This window comes from Nonomuraea sp. NPDC049152 (assembly GCF_040648355.1).
GTDB lineage: Bacteria > Actinomycetota > Actinomycetes > Streptosporangiales > Streptosporangiaceae > Nonomuraea.
This window is the reverse complement of sequence record NZ_JBEZDO010000018.1, coordinates 64251-84846: the sequence shown is the minus strand read 5'-3', so window position 1 is coordinate 84846 and position 20596 is coordinate 64251. Positions and strand designations below refer to the sequence as shown.

The following is a 20596-nucleotide window of genomic DNA, read 5'->3' as shown; positions in this document are numbered from 1 at the left end:
CACAGGTCGCGTACCCTTGGTAGACGTGGCAGACATCGATCCGGCAGAAGAGATCAACGCGCTCGCGGGCACCCTGCGCAGCATTCAGGACGTTCTCGACCTCGACTCCATGCGCAAGCAGATCGAGGAGCTGGAGGCGCAGGTCGCCGCACCCGATCTGTGGAACGACCCTGAGCAGGCCCAGAAGGTCACCAGCAAGCTGTCCCACCTGCAGGGCGAGCTCAACCGTGTCGAGGCGCTCGGCCGCAGGATCGACGACCTGACCGTCCTGTTCGAGCTGGCCGCCGAGGAGGACGACGCCGACACCAAGGCGGAGGCCGACAAGGAACTGGCCGCGCTGCGCTCCGACGTCGGCGCGATGGAGGTCCGCACGCTGCTGTCGGGCGAGTACGACGCGCGTGAGGCGCTCGTGACCATCAACTCCCAGGCGGGCGGCGTCGACGCGGCGGACTGGGCGGAGATGCTGCTGCGCATGTACCTGCGCTGGGCCGAGCGCAAGGGCTACTCCACGGAGGTCTACGACACCTCCTACGCCGAAGAGGCGGGCATCAAGTCGGCGACGTTCACCATCAAGTCGCCCTACGCCTACGGCACGCTGCGCGGCGAGCACGGCACCCATCGGCTGGTGCGCATCAGCCCCTTCGACAACCAGGGCCGCCGCCAGACCTCGTTCGCCGGCGTCGACGTCGTGCCCGTCGTGGAGCAGACCGACCACATCGACATCAACGAGGACGACCTGCGCGTCGACGTCTACCGCTCCAGCGGTCCCGGCGGCCAGGGCGTCAACACCACCGACTCGGCGGTGCGCATCACCCACATCCCGACGGGGATCGTGGTCTCCTGCCAGAACGAGCGCTCCCAGCTGCAGAACCGCGCCTCGGCGATGAACGTCCTGCAGGCCAAGCTGCTGGAGCGCAAGCGGCAGGAGGAGGCGGAGAAGATGTCGGAGCTGCGCGGCGCTTCGACGACCTCGTGGGGCACCCAGATCCGCAACTACGTGCTGCACCCGTACCAGATCGTGAAGGACCTGCGCACGGGCCACGAGGCGGGCAACCCCACGGCGGTGCTCGACGGCGACCTCGACGACTTCATCGAGAGCGAGATCCGCTGGATGCGCCGCCAGGAGACCGCCGAGTAGTCCTCTCCCTGTACGGCACGCACGGGAAGGCGCCTGCGTGGTCACCGGCGGGCGTCCGTCCAAGGACGCTCCTCGGCGGCGCCGCCTCCCGCCGTCACGGCGCCCGTCATGCCCCGGGTTCTCCACGCATGCCGAAAGACGCGAAGGCCGGCCTGCCGCAGGGAAGGGTCAGCCGACCAGGTGCTGGAGCGCGAGCGCGAGGAACAGCAGCGTCAGCAGTGCGATGAGGATCAGCATCGGGGAGATCCCGTGCTGGTGCATCCGTTCACGGTTGGCGCGGCACAGGGCGCAGCGACCCTCGATGACCGGGTGAGCGCACTGGGCGCAGACGAGGTGTTCGCAACTCATGTCACCATCCACTCTAGACGGTTCTCAGGTAACAGAATCGTTTTGTTTCCGTTATGGACGTTCCATGCCAGTCTTCCCCCTAGACTGTCCTGCAGCCAAGCGGAACGTCGATCATCAGTAAAGATGGGCGTCCCCGCTGGCGGGCGGTGGGAAGTGGGCATGTGCCACCCTCATTTCCGTCCCGACCCCTAGACTGGCACGTCGTGATGCGCTCGTGATCCATTTCGATAATGTCACCAAGGTCTACGCGAACCAGAACAGGCCCGCTCTCGACCACGTGTCTGTAGACGTGGACAAGGGCGAGTTCGTGTTCCTCGTCGGTCCCTCGGGATCCGGGAAGTCCACCTTCCTGCGGCTGGTCCTCAAGGAGGAGAAGCCCAACTCCGGCGCGATCCATGTCGCCGGGAAGGATCTCGCGAGGCTGTCCAACTTCAAGGTGCCGCATCTGCGCCGCCGTATCGGCTGCGTCTTCCAGGACTTCCGGTTGCTCCCGAACAAGAACGTCTACGAGAACGTGGCGTTCGCGCTCGAGGTCATCGGTAAGCCGAGGCGATTCATCCGCAAGGTGGTGCCCGAGGTCATCGAGCTGGTCGGTCTTGAGGGCAAGGCGCACCGCATGCCCGACGAACTGTCCGGCGGCGAGCAGCAGCGAGTCGCGATGGCTCGCGCGTTCGTCAACAGGCCTATGATCCTGCTGGCCGACGAGCCGACGGGAAACATCGACCCCGCCACGAGCATCGGCATCATGAAGGTGCTCGACCGGATCAACAGGACCGGCACCACTGTCGTCATGGCCACGCACGACGCCGCCATCGTCGACTCCATGCGCAAGCGGGTCGTGGAGCTGGAGGACGGCAAGATCGTCCGCGACCAGTCGCGTGGCGTCTACGGCCAGGCGTACTGACAGGAGTTATAGGCAGAACATGCGGGCGAACTTCATCCTCTCCGAGGTCTGGATCGGCCTCCGTCGCAACCTGACCATGACGATCGCGGTGATCGTCACCGTGGCTGTCGCCATGGCCCTGCTGGGCGTCGGGTTGATGATCAACGCCCAGGTCGGCCTGATGAAGACCTTCTGGTACGACAAGGTCGAGATCTCGGTCTACCTGTGCAAGACCGACTCTCCCTTCCAGAATTGCAAGACGTCGCCGGGGGGCGTCAAGGAGGCCGAGCGCACGCGGCTGCACGCACAGCTGTCGGCGTTGCCCAATGTCGAGACCGTCACCTACGAGAACCAGCAGCAGGCCTACGAGCACTTCAAGAGCTCGCAGTCGGCCAGCTCGATCCTGGCCCAGGTCGTCGACGTCAAGGACATGCCTGAGTCGCTCCGAGTGAAGTTGAAGGACCCCAACGTCTACCAGCCCGTGATCGCCGCCGCCAAGGCGATGAAGGGCGTCTCCACGGTCATCGACCAACGGGACCAACTGGAGGGCTTCTTCGGGACGCTGGAGAAACTCCGCTTGGCCGCTCTGGCGGTGGCGGGGATCCTCGTGCTCGCGGCGATCCTGCTGATCGGCAACACCGTCAGGCTCTCGGCGTTCAACCGGCGCAGGGAGACGGGCATCATGCGGCTGGTCGGCGCGTCCAACATCTACATCCAGCTGCCGTTCGTGATGGAAGGCATGATCTCGGGCCTGGTCGGCGGTGTGGTGGCGGCCGTCATGCTGATCGTGGCGAAGGTCTTCCTGTTCGAGGGGACGACCGTGGCGTTCGCCGCCAACAGCCAGCTCGGATGGAACGACGTGGCTTGGGTCATCACGATCACGATGATCATCGGCGTGGTGATCTGTGTCATGGCGTCCTTTGTGACGCTTCGCCGTTACCTGAGGGTCTGACGAACCCGGGTAAGGTCGAAGCATGCCACGTGAGACCGGGCGGAAGCTCGTCGCCCAGAACAAGCGGGCCCGCCACGACTACAACGTCGAGGACACTTTCGAGGCGGGTCTGGTGCTGCAGGGCACCGAGGTCAAGTCGCTGCGCGCGGGGAAGGCCTCGCTCATCGACGGCTACGCCTCCATCGACGACGGCGAGGCGTGGCTGCTCAACGTCCACATCCCCGAGTACTCCCAGGGGACGTGGACCAACCACGCCGCCCGCCGCAAGCGCAAGCTGCTGCTCAACCGCAAGGAGATCGACAAGCTCGCCGCCAAGGTCAAGGAGGGCGGGCTGACGATCGTGCCGCTGTCGCTCTACTTCAAGGACGGCAGGGCCAAGATCGAGATCGGGCTCGCGCGCGGGAAGAAGGACTGGGACAAGCGCCAGTCCTTGAAGGAACAGCAGGACAAGCGGGAGATGGCCCGGGCTGTCCGCCAGCGCAACCGATGAGACCTCACGTTCGCAGAGTCCTGGCGGCGGCCGTCACGATGACGGTCGCCTGCACGACGCTGACCGGGTGCTTCGAGGAGCCCTCCGCGCACGAGGCCGTGCGGGACTTCCTCGTGGGCTGGCAGTCGGGCGACTACGCCTTGGCGGCGGGCCGTACCGACGGTGATCCCCAAGCGGTCGCCAAGGCGCTGGAGGACGCCCGCGTCCACCTGGACGCGGCCTCCTTCCGATTCAAGATCAAGAGCCTGGTGGAGAACGGCGGCGAGTCGACGGCCGACTTCACGGCCGAGGTCGATCTCGGCGAGAACAACTCGCTGTGGGAGTACACGAGCAGGCTGCCGCTGCACCTGGTCGGCGGCGTGTGGAAGGTGCGCTGGTCGCCCAGCGTCATCCACCCGCAGTTGCACGAGGGGCAGCGCTTCGCGGTGGAGGCCAAGCCGGAGCCGCGCCGTTCGGTGCTCGACCGCACCGGCGAGCCGCTGCAGAAGGACGCCACGCTCTACGTGGCAGGGGTGACCCCCGTGACGCTCGGCGACAACGCCGAGAAGGCGGTCGAGCAGCTCGCCAAGCTCACCGGCTTCGCCCAGGACCGGCTGCTGAGCCGCGTCAGGTCGGCGCCGCCCAGCACGTTCGTGCCGCTGGTCACCTTCGGCCGGCTGAAGTTCGGCCAGCTCAAGTCCAAGCTGGAGGCCATCCCCGGCGTCACCATCCAGGAGCAGAAGCAGCCCGTCGCGCCCGCGGCGCCTGAGCAGATCGTGGGCACCGTGAGCGCGCTGACCGCCGAGACCGAGCAGAAGCTGGGCGGTCCGCAGCGCGCCGGCGACTCCGTGGGCCTGACCGGGCTGCAGAAGGCCTACCAGGACTCCCTGACGGGTTCCACGCAGACCTCGGTGGTCACGCTCGACCTCAAGACCGGTGAGCAGGTCGCCGAGCTGAAGAAGTGGCCGGGGCGGGCGAACGTGCCCGTGGAGACCACGATCGACAGCACGATCCAGGAGGCCGCCGAGGCGGCGCTCGCGGGCACCAGGTCGGCGACCATGGTGGCGGTCAAGGCATCCACGGGGGAGGTGCTCGCGGTGAGCGCCTCCCACGACCTCAACGAGGAGAAGAACGCGCTGGCGGGCAAGTACCCGGCGGGCACCGCCTTCTCGATCATCGCGGCCGAGGCGTTGCTACGGAAGGGCGTCAAGCCGAGCCAGCGGCTGTCCTGCCCGGCCGAGCGGTCGGTCGGCGGGGCCAGGTTCGAGCAGGCGGGGCTGACGGCCACCACCACGCAGAGCTTCCAGTCGAGCTTCGCCAAGAGCTGTGTCACCGCGCTCGCCTCGCTCGCTCGCAGGGTGACGGCTGAGGACCTGACCAAGGCCGCGGCCGACTTCGGCCTCGGCAAGCCGTGGAAGCTGCCGCTGAGGTCGTTCAGCGGGAAGATCGCCAAGCTCGACTCCGACGCGGACAAGGCGAAGGCCATCGCGGGGCAGAACGTCGAGGTGAGCCCGCTGGCGATGGCGCTGGTGGCCGGGGCCGTCGCCAAGGGAACCTGGCGGCCGCCGCTGCTGGTCGTCAAGCCGGCCACACCCGACCCCACCGCCGCGGTGCTGCCCGCCACGCCGCCCCCCGCCGTGACGATCGACCCCAAGGCGCTGCCGGTCCTGCAGGCGATGATGCGCGCGGGCGTCACGTCGGGTACCGCGGCCGCGGCGGCGGCCACGGGAGGCGAGCAGGTCTCGGGCATCACCGCGCCGGTGACCGGCAAGGACGAGAAGCAGGCGTGGTTCGTGGGATGGCAGGGCGACGTGGCCGTGGCCGTCTTCGCCGAGGACGCAGATCCCGCCGGCTACGCGGGCCGGTTCTTCTCCGCCCTTCGCAACCCTGCGTGAAAATATCATCACGCTGAGCAACCATTGGCGGGCGCGGCTGCGTCTTCCAGAGTGACCAGACCCGATCGGGGGGTTGCGGATCTGGTCATCACGATGAGACAGGACTTCATCTCGGGGGAAGTCCTGCCGTCCGGACCGGCGAGACCCTGCCGGTCGCCCCCGGGGGCGTTCCGCATCGGTGCGCGCCTCCGGGGGTCGGCACCCGGGAATTGGGTTGGCGTTCCCGGTGTTGTCACCTGTATCGTCGTGTTGCTCGGCCGTTCGCGGTCGTGTTGACAACTGCACAGGGGGTGATCGGTTTCGACTTTGACCTTGCAAGTCAGGTGAAGCGGGCCGAGGACTGCGGACATAACCTCGTTAATCCTGTGACCGCAAACAACAAGTGCCAACTCTAAGCGCACTGAGGTCGGCCAGGGTTCCCTGGCTCTCGCTGCCTAAGTAGCGAAACCTCTGTCAGCCCGAGCATGCCTTCGGCCCGGGATCTGGCATCGTTAGAAGGCTCAACCGCTCAACCCGGCCACGGGGGAGAGCGGGAAATCAAACAGTGGCTGAGCCTGTCGGCGACGCGCCTGCGTGAGCGCCGGGGCTGAGAAAACGTTAAGCAGGCTGCGCCCGGAGAAGCCCTGTCTTGGGGTTAAAGGACGCGGGTTCGATTCCCGCCACCTCCACGAGACCAGACCGCCTCTTACCTGCGGACACACCGCCGGTAAGGGGCGGTTTTCGTGTTTTCGGGGCGTCATCGGGGCGCTCACCCGACCGCCGGATCCTAGTCACTTGTCCGGTACCGGAGGCCACCTGGCGTCCCTAGCGTTCTGCCTGTGAAACTCATGGAAGCCCTGGACTCCGCGGTCGAGCTGACGGCGGTCACGAAGCATTACGCGCACGGCGTCACCGCGCTCGACAACGTGACCATCGGGTTCGGCCGGGGCACGTTCACCGCCGTGATGGGGCCGTCCGGATCGGGCAAGTCCACGTTGCTGCAGTGCGCGGCCGGCGCCGGCACGATCGTCGGCATCGCCGCCGGATTCGCCCTGTTCATCGCCGTCTTCGTGGTGTCGTCGACGTTCGCGTTCGCGGTGGCGCAGCGGCGGCGCGAGTTCGCGCTGTTGCGGACCGTCGGCGCGACCCGCCGCCAGGTGCGGCGGATGGTGTACGGAGAGGCCGGGTTCGTCGCCGTGGTCGCCTCCGCGCTGGGCGCGTCGGCCGGGCCGTCCGCCGCGGGGCCGACTCTGGACTGGCTCGCCGGCCTGGGGATGGCGCCTTCCTGGCTGGTGCCGAGCACGCAGACCTGGCCGGTCGTCACGGCCTTCGCCACGGGCGTGGTGGTGGCTCTGGCAGGTGTGGCCGTCGCGGCCAGGCGGGCAGGCCGGGTGCACCCGGCGGAGGCGATGCGCGAGGCCGCGATCTAGTCAGGGGCGATGACCTGGGGCCGCCTGCTCATCGGCGTGGGGCTGTTCGGCGCCGCGCTGGTCAGCATGGTGGTGACCGCCGCGAGCGATCCGCAGGGCGCCGCCAACAACAAGTCGTTCATGCCGATCGTGATGCTGCTCGTGGCGGCCGTCGGGCTGCTCGCCCCGGCCATCGGGAGGTGACACCACATCACCCGAAAAGAGTACGGGCCGGTGAAAGCCTGTGCGGCGATGCCCTCGGAGGAGGGATGGGGCGTTGCCTTCGTGGAGCAGATTGGATAGTGTGACTATCCAACAGCTAGGAGATGGCCATGATCGTCCTCATCGCTCTCGTCGTGAGCACCCTCGTCTTCCGCCTCCTGGGCGCGCTGGGCGTGCGCCGCTTCGACACCTGGGCGGTGGCCGCCGCGCACGGCATGGCCGTCATGCTCGTGCTGGCCGCCAGCGCCCACTTCGTCCCTGAAAGCGTCACTGTCATGCCCAACCACGGCGACATGGTGGCCATCGTGCCGCCGTTCGTGCCGTTCCCCAGCCTGATGGTCTACCTGACCGGCGTGTTCGAGCTGCTCGGCGCGCTGGGGCTGGTGATCTGCCCGACCAGGTGGGCCGCGGGGCTCGCTCTCGCGCTGCTCTTCGTGCTGCTGCTGCCGGCCAACATCTACGCCGCCCTCGCCGACGTCCCCTTCGGCGGCGAGGCCGCGACGCCGCTCTGGCAGCGGATCCCCGAGCAGGTCGTCTACATCGCCATCGTGCTCTGGGCCGCGGCCACGGCGCCCCGCCCGCAGTGGGCGCAGCGGCCCCTCCTGCGCAGGCCGTAGGCGAGAGCGGCGGCGGCGAGGGCCACGCCCCAGACCGGCCAGAAGCACTCGGGCAGCCACGCGCCCCACTCCGACAGCTCGAAGGCACCCGTGACCGCGCGCCTGATGTAGGTCAGGCCGGCCTCGGTGATGATGGCCGCGACCAGGGTGGCGGGGATGATGGCCAGGAGCGGCGGCACGCGCCTGCCGCGCAGGCCGAGCATCCAGCGGGGGAAGACCTCACCCCAGCGCTGCACCAGCCCGAGGGTGAGCACTCCGCCGAGGGCACCGAAGGTCGCCAGGTAGGCGCCGGCCAGCCAGATACCGGGCGCGTCCCTGTTCCCCTCCTCCAAGAACCCCTCGCTGACGCCGAACGGGATGCCGAGCGCCCACGCCCACCTGGTCGCGCAGTAGAACAGCGGGGTGGCGACCGCGATGGCGACGGCCGTGCGACCCCACCGGGCGGCCGCGGCGGGGGTCGTCCAGCCCACACCGGCTTCGGTCCGCCCGCACGCCGCGCACCCGTCGCGGCGGCGACGCTGGGCGGACACGGCCGCCGCGGCGAGCAGGGCGCCGCCGAGGGCGCAGAGCAGCTGGTTGAGCACCGGCCACTGCCAGACGTCGCCGAGACCGACCTCGCCCCATGGGCCGTCGAGGAAGGCCGTCACGCTCAGCAGCGGCGTGTAGGCGACACCCATCATGAGGCGGGAGTCGGGCAGCACCAGCACGAGGAACCCGGCCAGCGGCCACGCCACCAGCAGCGGGAGTCTGCCACGGCTACGCAGCAGCGCCATCGAGGTGGCCGCGCAGACGAGGGCGAAGGCGGCGATCCACCAGCCGCCGGGGTCAGGGGAGAGCCAGGCCAGGAGGGAGCCCTGACCGTCGGGGTCGGGGTCGCTCGCTCCCCAGGGGAAACCGGGCGCGCCCAGCGCCCATGACGCGCCGAGCGCCACGTAGCCGACGAACAAGGCGGTCGCCGCGTGCCCCGCCTTCGAGATGATCGCTGTCATGCCTCCAGCCTCGAGCCCGCACCCGAGCGCGGGCCATGTGCCGTTCGGCAGGTTGTGAGCGCTTCGAGGGGTATGCCGGGTGCCGTTTGGCATGTCCGTATCGTGGCTGCCGTGGAGTTCTCGGTGGTGCCGCTGGTCGCGGCGGTGGCGGCGCTGGCGTGGGTGGTCCTCGGCGGCGCCCGCAGGCGGGCCCGCCTGCCTGTCGTCACCGGCGTCGCCGCGGGACTCTCCCTGGCGGTCACCTGCTCGTACCTGATCAGCGGCCCGCGCAGGGGCGAGGACCTGCTGGGGCTGGCAGAGAGCCTCGCGCTGATCGCGCTGGTCGGCCTGACCGCCCGATGGTCCCCGGTACGGCAGGCCGTGCCGTCCGGCGTGGTGGCGGGGATCGCCGCCTCGGCGTGGCTGCTGCGCTACATGGTCCCCGCCTCCCCGCTGGAGGCGCTGGGCATGTGTGCGTTCTGGGGCCTCGGCGTGTGCGGCGTCGCGGGCGTGGGGCTCTACCTTCGCTCGCTCGACACCCTGCGGGTGCGGGCGGTCGAGGACGAGCGGGCCAGGCAGCGGCTGCGCCTGGCCAGGGACCTGCACGACTTCGTCGCCCACGACGTCAGCGAGATGGTGGCGCAGGCACAGGCGGGGCAGGTGGTCGGCGTCGTCGAGCCGGCCCAGGCGCTGGCGGCGCTCCAGCGGGTCGAGCAGGCGGGGCTGCGGGCGATGGCGACGCTGGACCGCACCGTGCTGGAGCTGCACGACAGCCCTGGCCTCGCCGGGCTCGCCGACCTGGCCGCCAGGTTCACCTCGGCGGGGCCCGCCCGCGTGGAGGTGACCGTCGAGGACGTCGAGGTGCCGGAGGAGGTGGCAGGGCTGGGCTACCGGATCGTCGTCGAGGCCCTGACCAACGTGCGCCGCCACGCTCCCGAGGCCACCACGGTGGACGTCGCCGTCCGCGCCGAGGACGGGACGCTCGTGGTGAGCGTGGCCAACGACGGAGCCGGTGGCGCGGAACGGGGCGAGGGGCGCGGCGGGTTCGGGCTGCCCGCGCTGAGGGAGCAGGCGGAGGCGATGGGCGGGACATTGCGGGCCGCCGCCGTACCGGGAGGGTGGTCGCTGGTGGCGCGGCTCCCTCTGCGACGATGAACGGCGTGACCACCCGGATCCTCATCGCCGACGACCAGGAGGGCATCCGCGGCGCGTTCCGGCTCATCCTCGACGCCCAGCCCGACATGACCGTGGTCGCCGAGGCGGCCGACGGCGTCACGGCCGTCGAGACCGCGCTCGCGATCCGCCCCGACGTGGTGCTCGCCGACATCAGGATGCCCCGCGCCGACGGCATCGAGGTCACGCGTGCGCTGGCAGAGACCGGCATCCACGTCGTGGTCGTGACGACGTTCGGCGAGGAGGATTACGTCCGGGCGGCGCTGCGCCACGGAGCCTCGGGGTTCGTGCTCAAGCGCTCGGGGCCCACGCTGCTCGTCGAGGCCGTACGGGCGGCGATGAGCGGGGACGTGCTCATCAGCCCCCAGCTCACGGTCGGCCTGCTGCGCGGTTCGGGCGAGCCAGGCGTCCCGGCGGGGGACCCCGGGCTCACCGACAGGGAGGACGACGTCGCCCGCCTGGTCGCCCAGGCCAAGACCAACGCCGAGATCGCCGAGGAGCTCTTCCTGTCGGCCGGCACGGTCAAGAACCACATCGCCAGCATCCAGCGCAAGCTCGGCGTGAGGAACAGGGTCGGCATCGCGGCATGGGCCTGGAGCACCGGCCGGGCACAGACGCCGTGATTCGATAGCATCGACGGGCTATGGCCGCGATCGTGACCAATTGGGCGGGAAACCTCGCCTTCCACGCCTCTGACGTGCACCGCCCGGCCTCGATCGAGGCGCTGCGGGCCCTGGTGGCGCGTTTGCGTAGGGTCATGTGATGCGGTTCGGCATCCTGGGCCCCGTCGAGGCGCGGCGAGCCGACGGCGGCGCGATCACCGTCGGCGGCACCCGCCTGCGCGCCCTCCTGGCGCTGCTCGTCGTCGACGCCGGCCGGATCGTCCCCACCGAGCGGCTCATCGAGGGCCTGTACGGGGAGCAGGCCGTGACCGGCGAGACCAACGCGCTGCAGTCGCAGATCTCCCGCCTGCGCAGGAACCTGGACACCCCGATCGAGTTCCACCCCGCCGGATACCGCCTGGCCGTCGACGTCGAGGAGGTCGACGCCCACCGCTTCGAGCGCCTGCTCCGCGAAGGACGTGCCACCGAGCCGGCCGCCCAGCGGTCCGCGCTGCTCGCGGAGGCGTTGCGGCTGTGGAGGGGGCCCGCGCTCTCCGACGTGCGCGACGCGCCGTTCGCTCCGGCGCAGGCGGCGCGGCTGGAGGAGCTGAGGGTCGACGTCACGGAGGACCGTGTCGAGGCCGACCTCGAGCTGGGCAGGCACAGGGAGCTGGTGGCCGAGCTGCAGGAGCTGGTGGAGGCGCACCCGGTTAGGGAGCGCCTGCGCGGCCAGCTCATCAGGGCCATGTACGCCAGCGGCCGGCAGGCCGAGGCGCTGGCCGCCTTCGAGGACGCCCGCAGGACGCTGGCGGACGAGCTGGGCGTCGATCCCTCGCCCGAGCTGCGGGAGATCCACCTGGCGGCGCTGCGCGGCGAGCTCTACGCCCCTGCGGCGGGCCGGCCGTCGCCCACCGCGGTCCCCGACGAGCGGGACGCGCGATCCGCCCTGCCCGCCGCCCTGCCCGCGCAGCTCACCAGCTTCGTCGGCAGGGAGGACGACCTGGCAGGGGTCGGCGTCCTGCTGGAGCGGGCCAGGCTCGTCACGCTGACGGGACCGGGCGGCGCGGGCAAGACCAGGCTCGCCATCGAGGCCGCGGCCACGGTGTGTGGCGAGGTGGGCTTCATCGAGCTCGGCGCGCTGGCCGAGGGCGGCGACGTGGCGCAGGCCGTGCTCACCAGGCTGGGCCTGCGCGTCGGCCAGGACCAGCCCGACCCCGCCGACCGCCTGGTCAGCGCGCTGGCGGGGCGGCCGATGCTGCTCGTCCTCGACAACTGCGAGCACGTCGTCGAGGCGGCGGCCGGGCTCGCCTACCGCCTGCTCAGCGCCTGCCCCGACCTGCGCGTCCTGGCCACCAGCAGGGAGGCGCTCGGCATCACAGGCGAGCGCATCTGGCAGGTGCCACCGCTGCCGGGCACGCTCGCCGTCCACCTGTTCGAGGACAGGGCCGCCGCCGTACGCCCCTGGTTCGCGGTGGACGAGGGCAACCTCGCCGACGTCCAGCGGATCTGCGCGGCGCTCGACGGCCTGCCACTGGCGATCGAGCTGGCCGCCGCCCGCCTGCGCTCGCTGTCGGTGGCCGAGGTCGCGGCCAGGCTGGACGGCGGGCTCGGGCTGCTATCGCGCGGCAGCCGTACGGCCGAGCCACGGCACCGCACGCTGCGCGCGGTGGTCGAGTGGAGCTGGGGCCTGCTGGACGAGGAGGAGCAGGAGGTCGCCAGGCGGCTGACGGTGTTCGCGGACGGCGCCAGGCTGGAGGCGGCCGAGCGGGTCTGCGGCACGCGCGACGCGGTCGAGCTGCTCACCGGGCTGGCCGACAAGTCGCTGGTCGAGGTGGTCGGCGACCGCTACAGGATGCTGCAGACCATCCGCGCGTTCTGCGCCGAGCGGCTGGACGAGTCGGGCGAGGTGGCCGCCTACCGCAGGGCCCACGCCGAGTACTTCCTCGGCGTGCTGCGCGAGGCGGCCCCGCACCTGCTGCGCGCCGACCAACTGGAGTGGGCGGCCATGCTCGACCCCGAGCACGACAACCTGCTGGCGGCGCTGGGCTGGGCCACCCGGCACGACCCTGCCATGGCGTTGCGGATCTTCGCGGACCTGTCGACGTACTGGTGGCTGCGGGGGCGGCGAGGCGTCGGCGTGCGGCCCGCCCGCGCGCTGCTGGCCGCAGTCGGCCCCCGGCCGCCCGAGGGGCTCGAGCCCGAGTACGTGATCTGCGTGGCCAGCGCGGCCTCGGGCGGCGAGCACCTGGAGGTGGCGCAGAAACTGATGCGCGCGATGGATCTGGTCGCCGAACGCCCCCAGCTGTCGTTCTTCTGGGGCAGCTTCGCCGGCCCCTCCGCCGAGGACGGGTTCCTCGAGGTGATGATGGATCGCGTCCAGGCCAGCGGCGACGCGTGGGTCAGGGGCCTGCACCACGTCGGCAAGGGGTTCCTCTGCCACCTGATGGAAAGCGACGTGGAGGGCACCGAGCGGGAGTTCTCGCTCGCGCTCGACTACTTCCGTTCGCTCGGCGAGCGGCTCGGCAGCGCGATGGCGCTGTCGGAGCTGGTCAAGGTGGCCGCGTGGCGCGGCGAGCGGGAACGGTTCACCGAGCTGATCGAGGAGGCGCTGCGCCTGGTCGGCGAGCTCGGCGCGCAGGAGGACATCGCCGACCTGCTGTGCCAGCGTGGCGAGGGAGAGCTGCTGCTCGGCGACCTCGACGGCGCCGAGGCGGACTACCTGCGCGCGGTGGACCTGGCCCGCAGGGTCGGCGCGCTGGAGGGCACCACCAGGGCGAGCTGCGGCCTCGCCGAGGTGGCCAGGCTGCGCGGCGACCTGGACGGGGCGCGCCGCCGCTACGAGGAGGTACGGGCCAGGGAGACGAGCGGGTCCTTCGGCGAGTCGTTGACGGACGTGCACATCGGCGTGGCGCTCGGCCGGATCGCGGCGGCCTCTGGTGACGTCGACCTCGCCGCGGCCAGGCACGAGGAGGCCTTCGTCGCGGCGCTGCGGGTGCAGAGCATGCCGGTGCTGGCGCTCGCGGTCGAGGGGCTCGCGGGCGTCGCGGGCCTGCGCGGCGACCACGAGAGGGCCGCGACGCTGCTCGGCGTGGGGTCGGGGCTGCGCGGGATGTCGCTGGCGGGCGACCCCGACGTCGCGCACGTGCGCGACCGGGCTCGCGCCGCGCTGGGCGAGCAGGCCTTCGCCGAGGCGTACGCCAGGGGCGCGGCGCTGTCGCGTGAGGACGTGGCGGGGCTGCTGTGACAGCTCGGGTGATCGGCGGATACACGCTGCTGCGGGAGCTCGGCCGCGGCGGGATGGGCGAGGTGCATCTGGCGTCCACGCCCACGGGAGGGCTGGCGGCGGTCAAGGTCATCCATCCGGCTCTGGCGCGTGACTCCGCCTTCAGGCGGCGCTTCTCCCGCGAGGTGTCGGCCGCCAGGAGCGTGGCCAGGTTCTGCACCGCGCCCGTGCTCGACGCCGGCCTGGACGGGGAGGTGGCCTATCTGGTCACCGAGTACGTCAAGGGGCCCGACCTGTCGCATGCCGTACGGGAGCAGGGGCCGTTGACCGGCGGGAACCTGGAGGCGCTGGCGGTGGGGATCGCCACCGCGCTGTCGGCCATCCACGGCGCAGGGGTGATCCACCGCGACCTCAAGCCGTCGAACGTCCTGCTGTCGCCGCTCGGGCCACGCGTGATCGACTTCGGCATCGCACAGCTCGTGGGCGCGGACAGCCTGGCCAGCCAGGCGATCGTGGGAACGCCGGCGTTCATGGCTCCCGAGCAGGTGAGAGGCGAGCAGGCCGGGCCGTCGGCCGACGTGTTCGCGTGGGGCGGGGTGATCGCGTTCGCGGGCACCGGGCGGTTGCCCTTCGGCGGTGGGGCGCCCGCCGAGGTGCTGTACAGGATCGTCAACGAGGGTCCCCACCTGCAGGGGTTGGACGAGCGGATGCGCGGGGTCGTCGAGTGGGCGATGGCCAAGGACCCGGCCAAGCGGCCGACGGCCGGGCAACTGCTGGCCGAGCTCGTGGGCGGCCAGCCGAGCCCGGCGACGGCCACTATGGTCGTCGAACGCACCTGGACGGGCCCCGTCGCCGCCGCACCGGCCGCCCCTCACCGCACCCCCGAGACGGTCGCGCCAACATGGGCCGCGCCTCAGCGGGCCACCGGGACGGCCGCGCCGACGTGGGCGGCGTCCCAGCGGGACCCTGATGCGGCACGGGCCGGGGAGCCTGTCCCCGGGGCCACGACGGCGGACGGGCGGGGGCGGCGGCGGTGGCCGTGGGTGGCGGGGGCGGCGGCCCTCGTGGTCGCGGCCACGGTGGCGGGCCTGATGACGCTGAGGCCGGGGACGCAGGCCTGGCCGTACCAGGCCGACTTCGCCGACGGCTGGGAGACGGGCCGCACCGACGGCGGCACCGTCGAGCGGTCGGGCGACGGCTACCTGCTCACCGCCAACCCCGGCTGGCGGCTGTGGCGCGCGGCGCCGCCGCCCACGGAGCCCGACACCGGCGCGGTGATCAGCGCGAAGGGCAGGCGGATCACGGGTAGCGGCGAGTTCGGCGTGTGGTGCCGAGGGGCCGACGCCGCCCAGCGGTACGAGTTCGCCGTGACCAGCGCGGGCCAGGCCACGATCACCAAGCGCCAGGCGGGCAAGGGCACGCTGCTCGACGGCGGCGCGGCGCCCAAGAAGTCCGGAGACCGCCGCATCGTCGCCGAATGCAGGAGCGAAGGGCCGAAGGCGGTCCTGCGGATGTGGCTCGACGAGGAACTCGTCGGCGAGGCCTCCGACACGAACCACCCCCTCGGCCCAGGACCGAGCGGGGTCTTCGCCGCCCCCGACGGCGACCAGCGGGTCAGCGTCAGGTTCGGCTCGTTCGACGTGCGGGCCTCACGGGGATGAGCGCGCGGTTCCGCCTGCTCGGGCCGCTGGTCGTGCGCGACGGGGAACGGGAGGTGACCCCGGGCCCCGCCAAGCACCGGGTGCTGCTGGCCGCGCTGCTGCTGCACGCGGGACACACCGTCACCGTCGACCGGCTGGTCGCCGCGGTGTGGGGCGACGAGCCGCCGGCTTCGGCGGAGGCGGTGCTCAGGGTGTACGTGAGCGCGCTGCGCAAGGTCGTCGACGGCATCAGGACCGTTCCCGGCGGCTACCTGCTGGCGGCGGAGCCCGACGAGGTCGACGCGCTCCGCTTCGAGCGCATGGTGGCGGCCGCGCGCAGGGTCAGGGACGCGGGGGGCGCCCAGGAGGCGGCCGAGCTGTTGCGGGAGGCGCTGGGGCTGTGGCGGGGGCCCGCGCTCGACGGGATCGAGGGCGAGCTGCGGCGGGCGCGTGCCGTACCGCTGGAAGAGCTGAGGCTGGCGGCGCTGGAGGAGCGGGTCGCGCTCGACCTGGCGCTCGGCAGGGGCGGCGAGGTGATCGGTGAGCTGCGCGCGCTGGTGGCGGCCCACCCGCTGAGGGAGCGGGCGTGGGCGCAGCTGATGCTCGCCCTCCATCAGGCAGGCCGCAGGTCGGAGGCGCTGGAGGCCTACCAGGCCGCGCGCGGCACGCTCGTGGACGAGCTCGGCCTCGAACCGGGCCCCGAGCTGCGCGAGGCGCACGACAGGGTGCTCGCGGAGGACGAGAGGGTGAGTGTCCCCAACGAGACGCCGCCGGACATCGCCGATTTCACCGGCAGGACCGCGGTGCTCGACTGGATCGCCGCGGCGGTCCCCGCGCAGGGGGCGGCGCCCGTCCACCTCGTCCTGTACGGCCCGGCGGGCTCGGGCAAGACCGCGCTCGCCGTCCACGCGGCCGGCGGGCTCGGCCTGCCCGACGGCACGCTGTACGCCTCCCTGCGCTACAGGACGCCTGGCGCCGTCCTCGAAGATCTCGTGCGCTCGCTCGGCTGTCCCGACGGCGCGGTCCCCGCGACGCTCGACGAGCGGGTGCGCCTCTACCGCAGCCTGGTGGCGGGCAGGCGGGTGCTCGTCGTGCTCGACGACGCCACCAGCGAGGCGCAGGTCAGGGCGCTGCTGCCGACGGGAGCGGGGTGTATGACGCTGGTGACCAGCAGGTCGCCGCTGTTCGGCCTGGAGGCGGCCCGCGCCTACCCGCTCGACGTGCTGGAGCCCGGCGAGGCGGTGGCGATGCTGGAGGGAATCGTCGGGGCCGACCGCGTCGCCGCCGAGCCCGAGCAGGCGCGGCGCATCGCGCGGCTGTGCGGGGGGCTGCCGCTGGCGCTGCGGATCGCGGGGTCGAGGCTGGCTCGGCGCAGGGGATGGACGCTGGAGTACCTCGCCGACCTGCTGGGCGACGAGCGGGGCAGGCTCGACGAGCTGAGCGCGGGCGATCTCGCCGTCCGGTCGAGCCTGGCGCTCGGCTACCGGGCGCTGGCCGACGACGAGCGCGCCCTGCTGCGCCGCCTCGGCGCTCTGACCTCCCCCGACTTCGCCCCGTGGATCGCCACCGCGCTGCTCTCCCACGGCGGCGGGACGCGGGAGGGAAGGCGGGTTCTGGAGGCGCTGACGGAGGCGGGGCTGCTGCAGGAGCGCGGACTCGACCGGTACGGCTGGCACGACCTGACCCGCCTGTACGCCGCCGAGCGCCTGGCCGAGGAGGAGGGCGCGGCCTCGGCCGTTCTGGCAGGGGTCGCGGGAGAGATCCTCGATCGCGCCCGCAGAGCAAGGGAGCTGATGCTGCCCGCCGAGCCGGGGTCGGGCCTGACCGTGGCACGCACCGCCGAGAGGGACCTGGCGACCACCCGGCTGGCCGAGTCGGCCCGCTGGCTGGCGGCCGAGCGCACGTTCATGGTCGCGGCGGTCACCGACCTGCACAGGGCCCGCATGGACGAGGCGGCGTGGCGTCTCGCCTTCTACCTGACCCCGCTGTTCGAGCTGGGCGCCTACCACGACGACTGGCGGGCGACCGCGCTGCTCGGCCTGGAGTCGGCGCGCAGGGCAGGGCATCGGCACGGTCAGGCGTTGCTGCTGCGCTCGCTCGCCGACCTCGACAGGGCCGAAGGCAGGCTGGAGGAGGCAGCGGACGCGCTGCGCGCCGCGCTGCCCCTCACCGAGCAGGGTGAGGTGGCGCGCACGACGCTCAGGCTCGGCCTGGTGTATCGCGCCCAGGGCCGCCTCGACGAGGCGGAGCGCTGCTTCGCCGAGTGCCTGGCCGCCTTCGGCGCCGACCCGCGCGGCATGGCCGACGCGCTGCGGGCGCTGGGCGAGCTGCGGGGGAGCGAGGAGCTGCTGCGCCGCGGGCTGGAGGGCTACAGGGAGCTGGGCGATCCGCGCGGCGAGGCCGCCGTCCTCCTCGACCTGGCGGCGCTCGACCTCGGCCTGCGCAGGACGAAGGAGGCGAGGGAGGCGGCCGAGCGGGCGCTCGGCCTGAGCAGGAGGCTCGGCGACCGGCTGCCCGAAGCCGCGGCGGTGCTGGCGCTGGCGAACGTGGCCAGGGCCGAGGGCCGCCCTGACGTGGCCGGTACGGCGGCGCGGGACGCGCTGGCCGTGTTCGAGACGCACGGCGACAGGCGTGGAAGGGCCAGGGCGCTGCTGACGATCGCCGCTACCAGTCTCGACCTCGATGAGGTGGATGGGGCAGTTGATGCGATTGCATCCGCTATGGGAGAGTTTGACGCTCTCGGTGACAGGCGTGGCCTCGCCGAGGCACAGGAGCTCGCGATGGAAGCGCGTCGCCGCCGTGGCCTGCGATAACAGCCGGCTATACGGATCCTGAACGTCGCTTTCCTAGTGTCAGGCTCATCGATCCCCCGACCGCAAGAGGTAGAGCAGGATGCTAAGGAAACTGGCGCCGGCCGCGATGCTGGCGATGACGTTGACCGGCTGCGGGATGCTGCCCAACCAGCTCGCCTCGGGCGGCGGCGAGGAGAAGCAGCCCGTGGCCACGAAGGCCACCCAGGAACCGGCCGCCGAGCAGTCGGCGACCGAGCCCCCCGCCGCCGCGCAGACCGAGGAACTCAAGGCGATCGCCAGCCGCAAGGTCAAGCACGACGAGAGCGAGCTGCGCATCGACATCACCAGCCTCAAGCGGCAGGGCAAGATCGCCACACTGACCTGGACCGTCTCCAATCTCGCCCCCTCCGACGCCGCAGGCGACGACTGGTACGTGGGCGCCAACCTCGGCAACGACACCCTGGACTGGACCGTGGCGGGCGTCACGCTGATCGACCCCGTCAACGGCAAGCGCTACAGGGTGGCGCGCAAGGGGACGGGCGAGAACGCCGACTGCGTGTGCAGCAGGGTGAACCAGCGCATCAAGGGCGGCGGATCACTGGAGATGTACGCCGTCTACGGCGCGCCTCCCGCCGACGTCACCAAGCTCACCGTCGAATTCCCCGACCTGGGAGTCTTCACCGATGTTCCGGTTTCCTGAACTGGCCGTCGCCGCAGTGCTCTCGGGGTCGGTGCTGGCCGATCCCGCCGTCCCGCCCGGCGCCACCTTCCAGGTGGAGGACCTCGTCTTCCCCGTCGAGGACCTCGTCCCCGAGATCGAGTCGATGGACGGCTCGGAGAGCGAGTCCAGGCTCGGCGGGGAGGTGACGGTGGCGCTCACCAGCGACGTGCTGTTCGCGCTGGACAAGTGGGTGCTGACGCCGAAGGCCAGGCAGCGGCTGGCGGGGGTGGCGGGCAAGATCAAGGCGGAGTCGGCGGGTGGCGTGGTGAAGATCCAGGGGCACACCGACGACCAGGGGGCGGACGCCTACAACCAGGTGCTGTCGTTGAAGCGGGCGCGTGCCGTACAGCAGGCTCTGGAACGGCTGGCGGCGGGGGCGGTGACGTTCGAGGCGGCGGGCTTCGGCGAGACCAGGCCCAAGCTGCCCAACCTGGTGGACGGCAGGGCGAGCGAGTTCAACAGGGCGAAGAACCGCCGCGTCGAGATCGTCTTCTCCGTCAAGCAGTGAGCTGGCTGAGCGTCACGGTGACCGTGTCGACGCGTCCGCTCGGCTTGAGCACCTCGACCTTGGCCTGACCTCCAGGCTTCAGCTTCGCGAGGACCTCCGAGAGGGCGGACATCGTCGGAGTGTCTGTGCCGTTCACCGTGACGATCATGTCGCCCTCCCCGATCCCCGCCCGAGTCGCCCCTCCGTCGCGGGTGACCCTGACCACGCCGACGCCGACGGCGGCGCCGTTGGCGCCGATCACCGTACGGCCGACGATGCCGAGCGCGGCCTTGCGCGTGTTGGTGACCCTGCCGTCCTTCACGATCTGCGCGGCGATGTCGGTGGCGGTGTTGCTGGGGATGGCGAACCCGATGCCGGGCGCGGGCCCGCTGCCCAGCTCGGGGTCGCTGGCCGTCAGCGTCGGGATGCCGACCACCTGCCCCGACAGGTCGACCAGCGCGCCGCCGCTGTTGCCCGGGTTGATCGCGGCCGAGGTCTGGATGGCGTTGGCGATCGTCGCGACCGGCGAGCCGCCGTCGGTCTGCGGCTCGCTGACGGTACGGCCGAGCGCCGACACGATGCCGTTGGTGACGCTGCCCGAATAGCCCAGCGGGGTGCCCATGGCCAGCACGATCTGGCCGACCCGTAGCTTCGAGGAGTCGGCGAACTTGGCGGGGGTGAGCCCCCTGGGGTCGTCCACCTTGATCACCGCGAGGTCGCCGGCGGGGAAGGACGCGACCACCTTCGCCTTGCGCGCGGCGCCCCCGGTCGCCAGCGTGACCTCCATCTTGGTCGCCTCGCCCACCACGTGGGCGTTGGTCACGATGTGTCCCGCTGTGTCGTAGACGATGCCCGAGCCGATGCCGACGGCCGTGGAAATCTGCACGATCGACGGCAGCACATCCTTGATGACCGTCTCGTAGGCGACCTCCAGCTCGTGCGCGGACCCGGCCGTGGCGCCTGTCGTGGCGCTGCCGGAAGGCGGTGGCGACGTCGTGGGCATGGGCGTCGACCGCGAGATGGAGCCCGTGCAACCGGAGATGAGCAAAGCTGTGGCTACGATGCCCCCGACGATCAT

The 20596-nt window shown here is 71.6% G+C and carries 18 protein-coding genes and 1 other RNA gene; 16 read left to right on the top strand and 3 right to left on the bottom strand.

Annotation, left to right across the window (positions count from 1 at the left end):
- Positions 1-25 precede the first annotated feature (25 nt).
- Complete coding sequence (gene prfB / locus AB0B45_RS29550) at positions 26-1138, top strand: peptide chain release factor 2 (protein ID WP_358137006.1); 1113 nt, start codon at positions 26-28, stop codon at positions 1136-1138.
- Positions 1139-1306: 168 nt separating this feature from the next.
- Here prfB and AB0B45_RS29545 read toward each other — a convergent pair whose 3' ends face one another.
- Entirely contained in the window at positions 1307-1486 is a 180-nt protein-coding gene (locus tag AB0B45_RS29545) for a hypothetical protein (RefSeq protein ID WP_358137005.1), read from the bottom strand.
- A 214-nt stretch (positions 1487-1700) separates the two neighbouring features.
- On the opposite strand from AB0B45_RS29545, the gene ftsE reads away from it, so the two are divergent.
- From ftsE to AB0B45_RS29505, 8 genes are all read left to right on the top strand, one after another.
- Positions 1701-2390, top strand: a complete 690-nt coding sequence (gene ftsE / locus AB0B45_RS29540; RefSeq protein WP_358137003.1) for a cell division ATP-binding protein FtsE — start codon at positions 1701-1703, stop codon at positions 2388-2390.
- Positions 2391-2409: 19 nt separating this feature from the next.
- Positions 2410-3321, top strand: coding sequence for a permease-like cell division protein FtsX (ftsX, locus tag AB0B45_RS29535; protein ID WP_358137000.1), 912 nt, complete (start codon positions 2410-2412; stop codon positions 3319-3321).
- A gap of 22 nt (positions 3322-3343) precedes the next feature.
- Positions 3344-3811 (top strand): SsrA-binding protein SmpB, encoded by a 468-nt coding sequence (smpB, locus tag AB0B45_RS29530; RefSeq protein WP_358136998.1) that lies wholly within the window; start codon positions 3344-3346, stop codon positions 3809-3811.
- Positions 3808-5685 (top strand): penicillin-binding transpeptidase domain-containing protein, encoded by a 1878-nt coding sequence (locus AB0B45_RS29525; RefSeq protein ID WP_358136995.1) that lies wholly within the window; start codon positions 3808-3810, stop codon positions 5683-5685. The genes smpB and AB0B45_RS29525 overlap by 4 nt, the downstream gene beginning before the upstream one ends.
- A gap of 286 nt (positions 5686-5971) precedes the next feature.
- Positions 5972-6356, top strand: a transfer-messenger RNA (tmRNA) gene (ssrA, locus tag AB0B45_RS29520).
- Between the two features lie 156 nt (positions 6357-6512).
- Entirely contained in the window at positions 6513-7094 is a 582-nt protein-coding gene (locus tag AB0B45_RS29515; protein ID WP_358137294.1) for an FtsX-like permease family protein, read from the top strand.
- Positions 7095-7103: 9 nt separating this feature from the next.
- Positions 7104-7277: a hypothetical protein gene (locus tag AB0B45_RS29510; protein WP_358136992.1), complete on the top strand. Its 174-nt coding sequence runs from the start codon at positions 7104-7106 to the stop codon at positions 7275-7277.
- A gap of 128 nt (positions 7278-7405) precedes the next feature.
- On the top strand, positions 7406-7912 hold the full coding sequence (locus AB0B45_RS29505) for a hypothetical protein (RefSeq protein WP_358136990.1): 507 nt from the start codon (positions 7406-7408) through the stop codon (positions 7910-7912).
- Here AB0B45_RS29505 and AB0B45_RS29500 read toward each other — a convergent pair.
- A complete protein-coding gene (locus AB0B45_RS29500) occupies positions 7831-8901 on the bottom strand; it encodes a hypothetical protein (RefSeq protein WP_358136989.1) in 1071 nt (356 codons plus the stop codon). The two genes, AB0B45_RS29505 and AB0B45_RS29500, sit on opposite strands and share 82 nt — an antisense overlap.
- Before the next feature lie 111 nt (positions 8902-9012).
- On the opposite strand from AB0B45_RS29500, the gene AB0B45_RS29495 reads away from it, so the two are divergent.
- From AB0B45_RS29495 to AB0B45_RS29465, 7 genes are all read left to right on the top strand, one after another.
- Complete coding sequence (locus AB0B45_RS29495) at positions 9013-10035, top strand: ATP-binding protein (RefSeq protein WP_358136986.1); 1023 nt, start codon at positions 9013-9015, stop codon at positions 10033-10035.
- Between the two features lie 5 nt (positions 10036-10040).
- Positions 10041-10676: a response regulator transcription factor gene (locus AB0B45_RS29490; protein ID WP_358136983.1), complete on the top strand. Its 636-nt coding sequence runs from the start codon at positions 10041-10043 to the stop codon at positions 10674-10676.
- Between the two features lie 139 nt (positions 10677-10815).
- Positions 10816-13899 (top strand): BTAD domain-containing putative transcriptional regulator, encoded by a 3084-nt coding sequence (locus tag AB0B45_RS29485; protein ID WP_358136981.1) that lies wholly within the window; start codon positions 10816-10818, stop codon positions 13897-13899.
- A complete protein-coding gene (locus AB0B45_RS29480; RefSeq protein ID WP_358136978.1) occupies positions 13896-15539 on the top strand; it encodes a serine/threonine-protein kinase in 1644 nt (547 codons plus the stop codon). The genes AB0B45_RS29485 and AB0B45_RS29480 overlap by 4 nt, the downstream gene beginning before the upstream one ends.
- Positions 15536-18331, top strand: coding sequence for a BTAD domain-containing putative transcriptional regulator (locus AB0B45_RS29475; protein WP_358136975.1), 2796 nt, complete (start codon positions 15536-15538; stop codon positions 18329-18331). Before AB0B45_RS29480 ends, AB0B45_RS29475 begins: the two co-directional genes overlap by 4 nt.
- Before the next feature lie 79 nt (positions 18332-18410).
- On the top strand, positions 18411-19010 hold the full coding sequence (locus AB0B45_RS29470; RefSeq protein WP_358136972.1) for a hypothetical protein: 600 nt from the start codon (positions 18411-18413) through the stop codon (positions 19008-19010).
- Positions 18994-19539, top strand: a complete 546-nt coding sequence (locus AB0B45_RS29465; protein WP_358136970.1) for an OmpA family protein — start codon at positions 18994-18996, stop codon at positions 19537-19539. The genes AB0B45_RS29470 and AB0B45_RS29465 overlap by 17 nt, the downstream gene beginning before the upstream one ends.
- On the opposite strand, the gene AB0B45_RS29460 is transcribed toward AB0B45_RS29465, so the two are convergent.
- The gene (locus tag AB0B45_RS29460; protein WP_358136967.1) at positions 19529-20521 is read right to left on the bottom strand and encodes a trypsin-like peptidase domain-containing protein; all 993 of its coding nucleotides are present in this window, start codon (positions 20519-20521) and stop codon (positions 19529-19531) included. The two genes, AB0B45_RS29465 and AB0B45_RS29460, sit on opposite strands and share 11 nt — an antisense overlap.
- Positions 20522-20596 lie beyond the last annotated feature (75 nt).

Excerpts from the sequence above, each read along its gene's own strand:
- smpB (WP_358136998.1), top strand. The coding sequence starts at position 3,344 with ATGCCACGTGAGACCGGGCGGAAGCTCGTCGCCCAGAACAAGCGGGCC.
- AB0B45_RS29525 (WP_358136995.1), top strand. The coding sequence starts at position 3,808 with ATGAGACCTCACGTTCGCAGAGTCCTGGCGGCGGCCGTCACGATGACG.
- AB0B45_RS29515 (WP_358137294.1), top strand. The coding sequence starts at position 6,513 with ATGGAAGCCCTGGACTCCGCGGTCGAGCTGACGGCGGTCACGAAGCAT.
- AB0B45_RS29505 (WP_358136990.1), top strand. The coding sequence starts at position 7,406 with ATGATCGTCCTCATCGCTCTCGTCGTGAGCACCCTCGTCTTCCGCCTC.
- AB0B45_RS29465 (WP_358136970.1), top strand. The coding sequence starts at position 18,994 with ATGTTCCGGTTTCCTGAACTGGCCGTCGCCGCAGTGCTCTCGGGGTCG.
- AB0B45_RS29475 (WP_358136975.1), top strand. The coding sequence starts at position 15,536 with ATGAGCGCGCGGTTCCGCCTGCTCGGGCCGCTGGTCGTGCGCGACGGG.
- AB0B45_RS29510 (WP_358136992.1), top strand. The coding sequence starts at position 7,104 with ATGACCTGGGGCCGCCTGCTCATCGGCGTGGGGCTGTTCGGCGCCGCG.
- AB0B45_RS29500 (WP_358136989.1), bottom strand. The coding sequence starts at position 8,901 with ATGACAGCGATCATCTCGAAGGCGGGGCACGCGGCGACCGCCTTGTTC.
- AB0B45_RS29485 (WP_358136981.1), top strand. The coding sequence starts at position 10,816 with ATGCGGTTCGGCATCCTGGGCCCCGTCGAGGCGCGGCGAGCCGACGGC.
- AB0B45_RS29460 (WP_358136967.1), bottom strand. The coding sequence starts at position 20,521 with ATGCCCACGACGTCGCCACCGCCTTCCGGCAGCGCCACGACAGGCGCC.
- ftsX (WP_358137000.1), top strand. The coding sequence starts at position 2,410 with ATGCGGGCGAACTTCATCCTCTCCGAGGTCTGGATCGGCCTCCGTCGC.
- AB0B45_RS29470 (WP_358136972.1), top strand. The coding sequence starts at position 18,411 with ATGCTAAGGAAACTGGCGCCGGCCGCGATGCTGGCGATGACGTTGACC.
- AB0B45_RS29545 (WP_358137005.1), bottom strand. The coding sequence starts at position 1,486 with ATGAGTTGCGAACACCTCGTCTGCGCCCAGTGCGCTCACCCGGTCATC.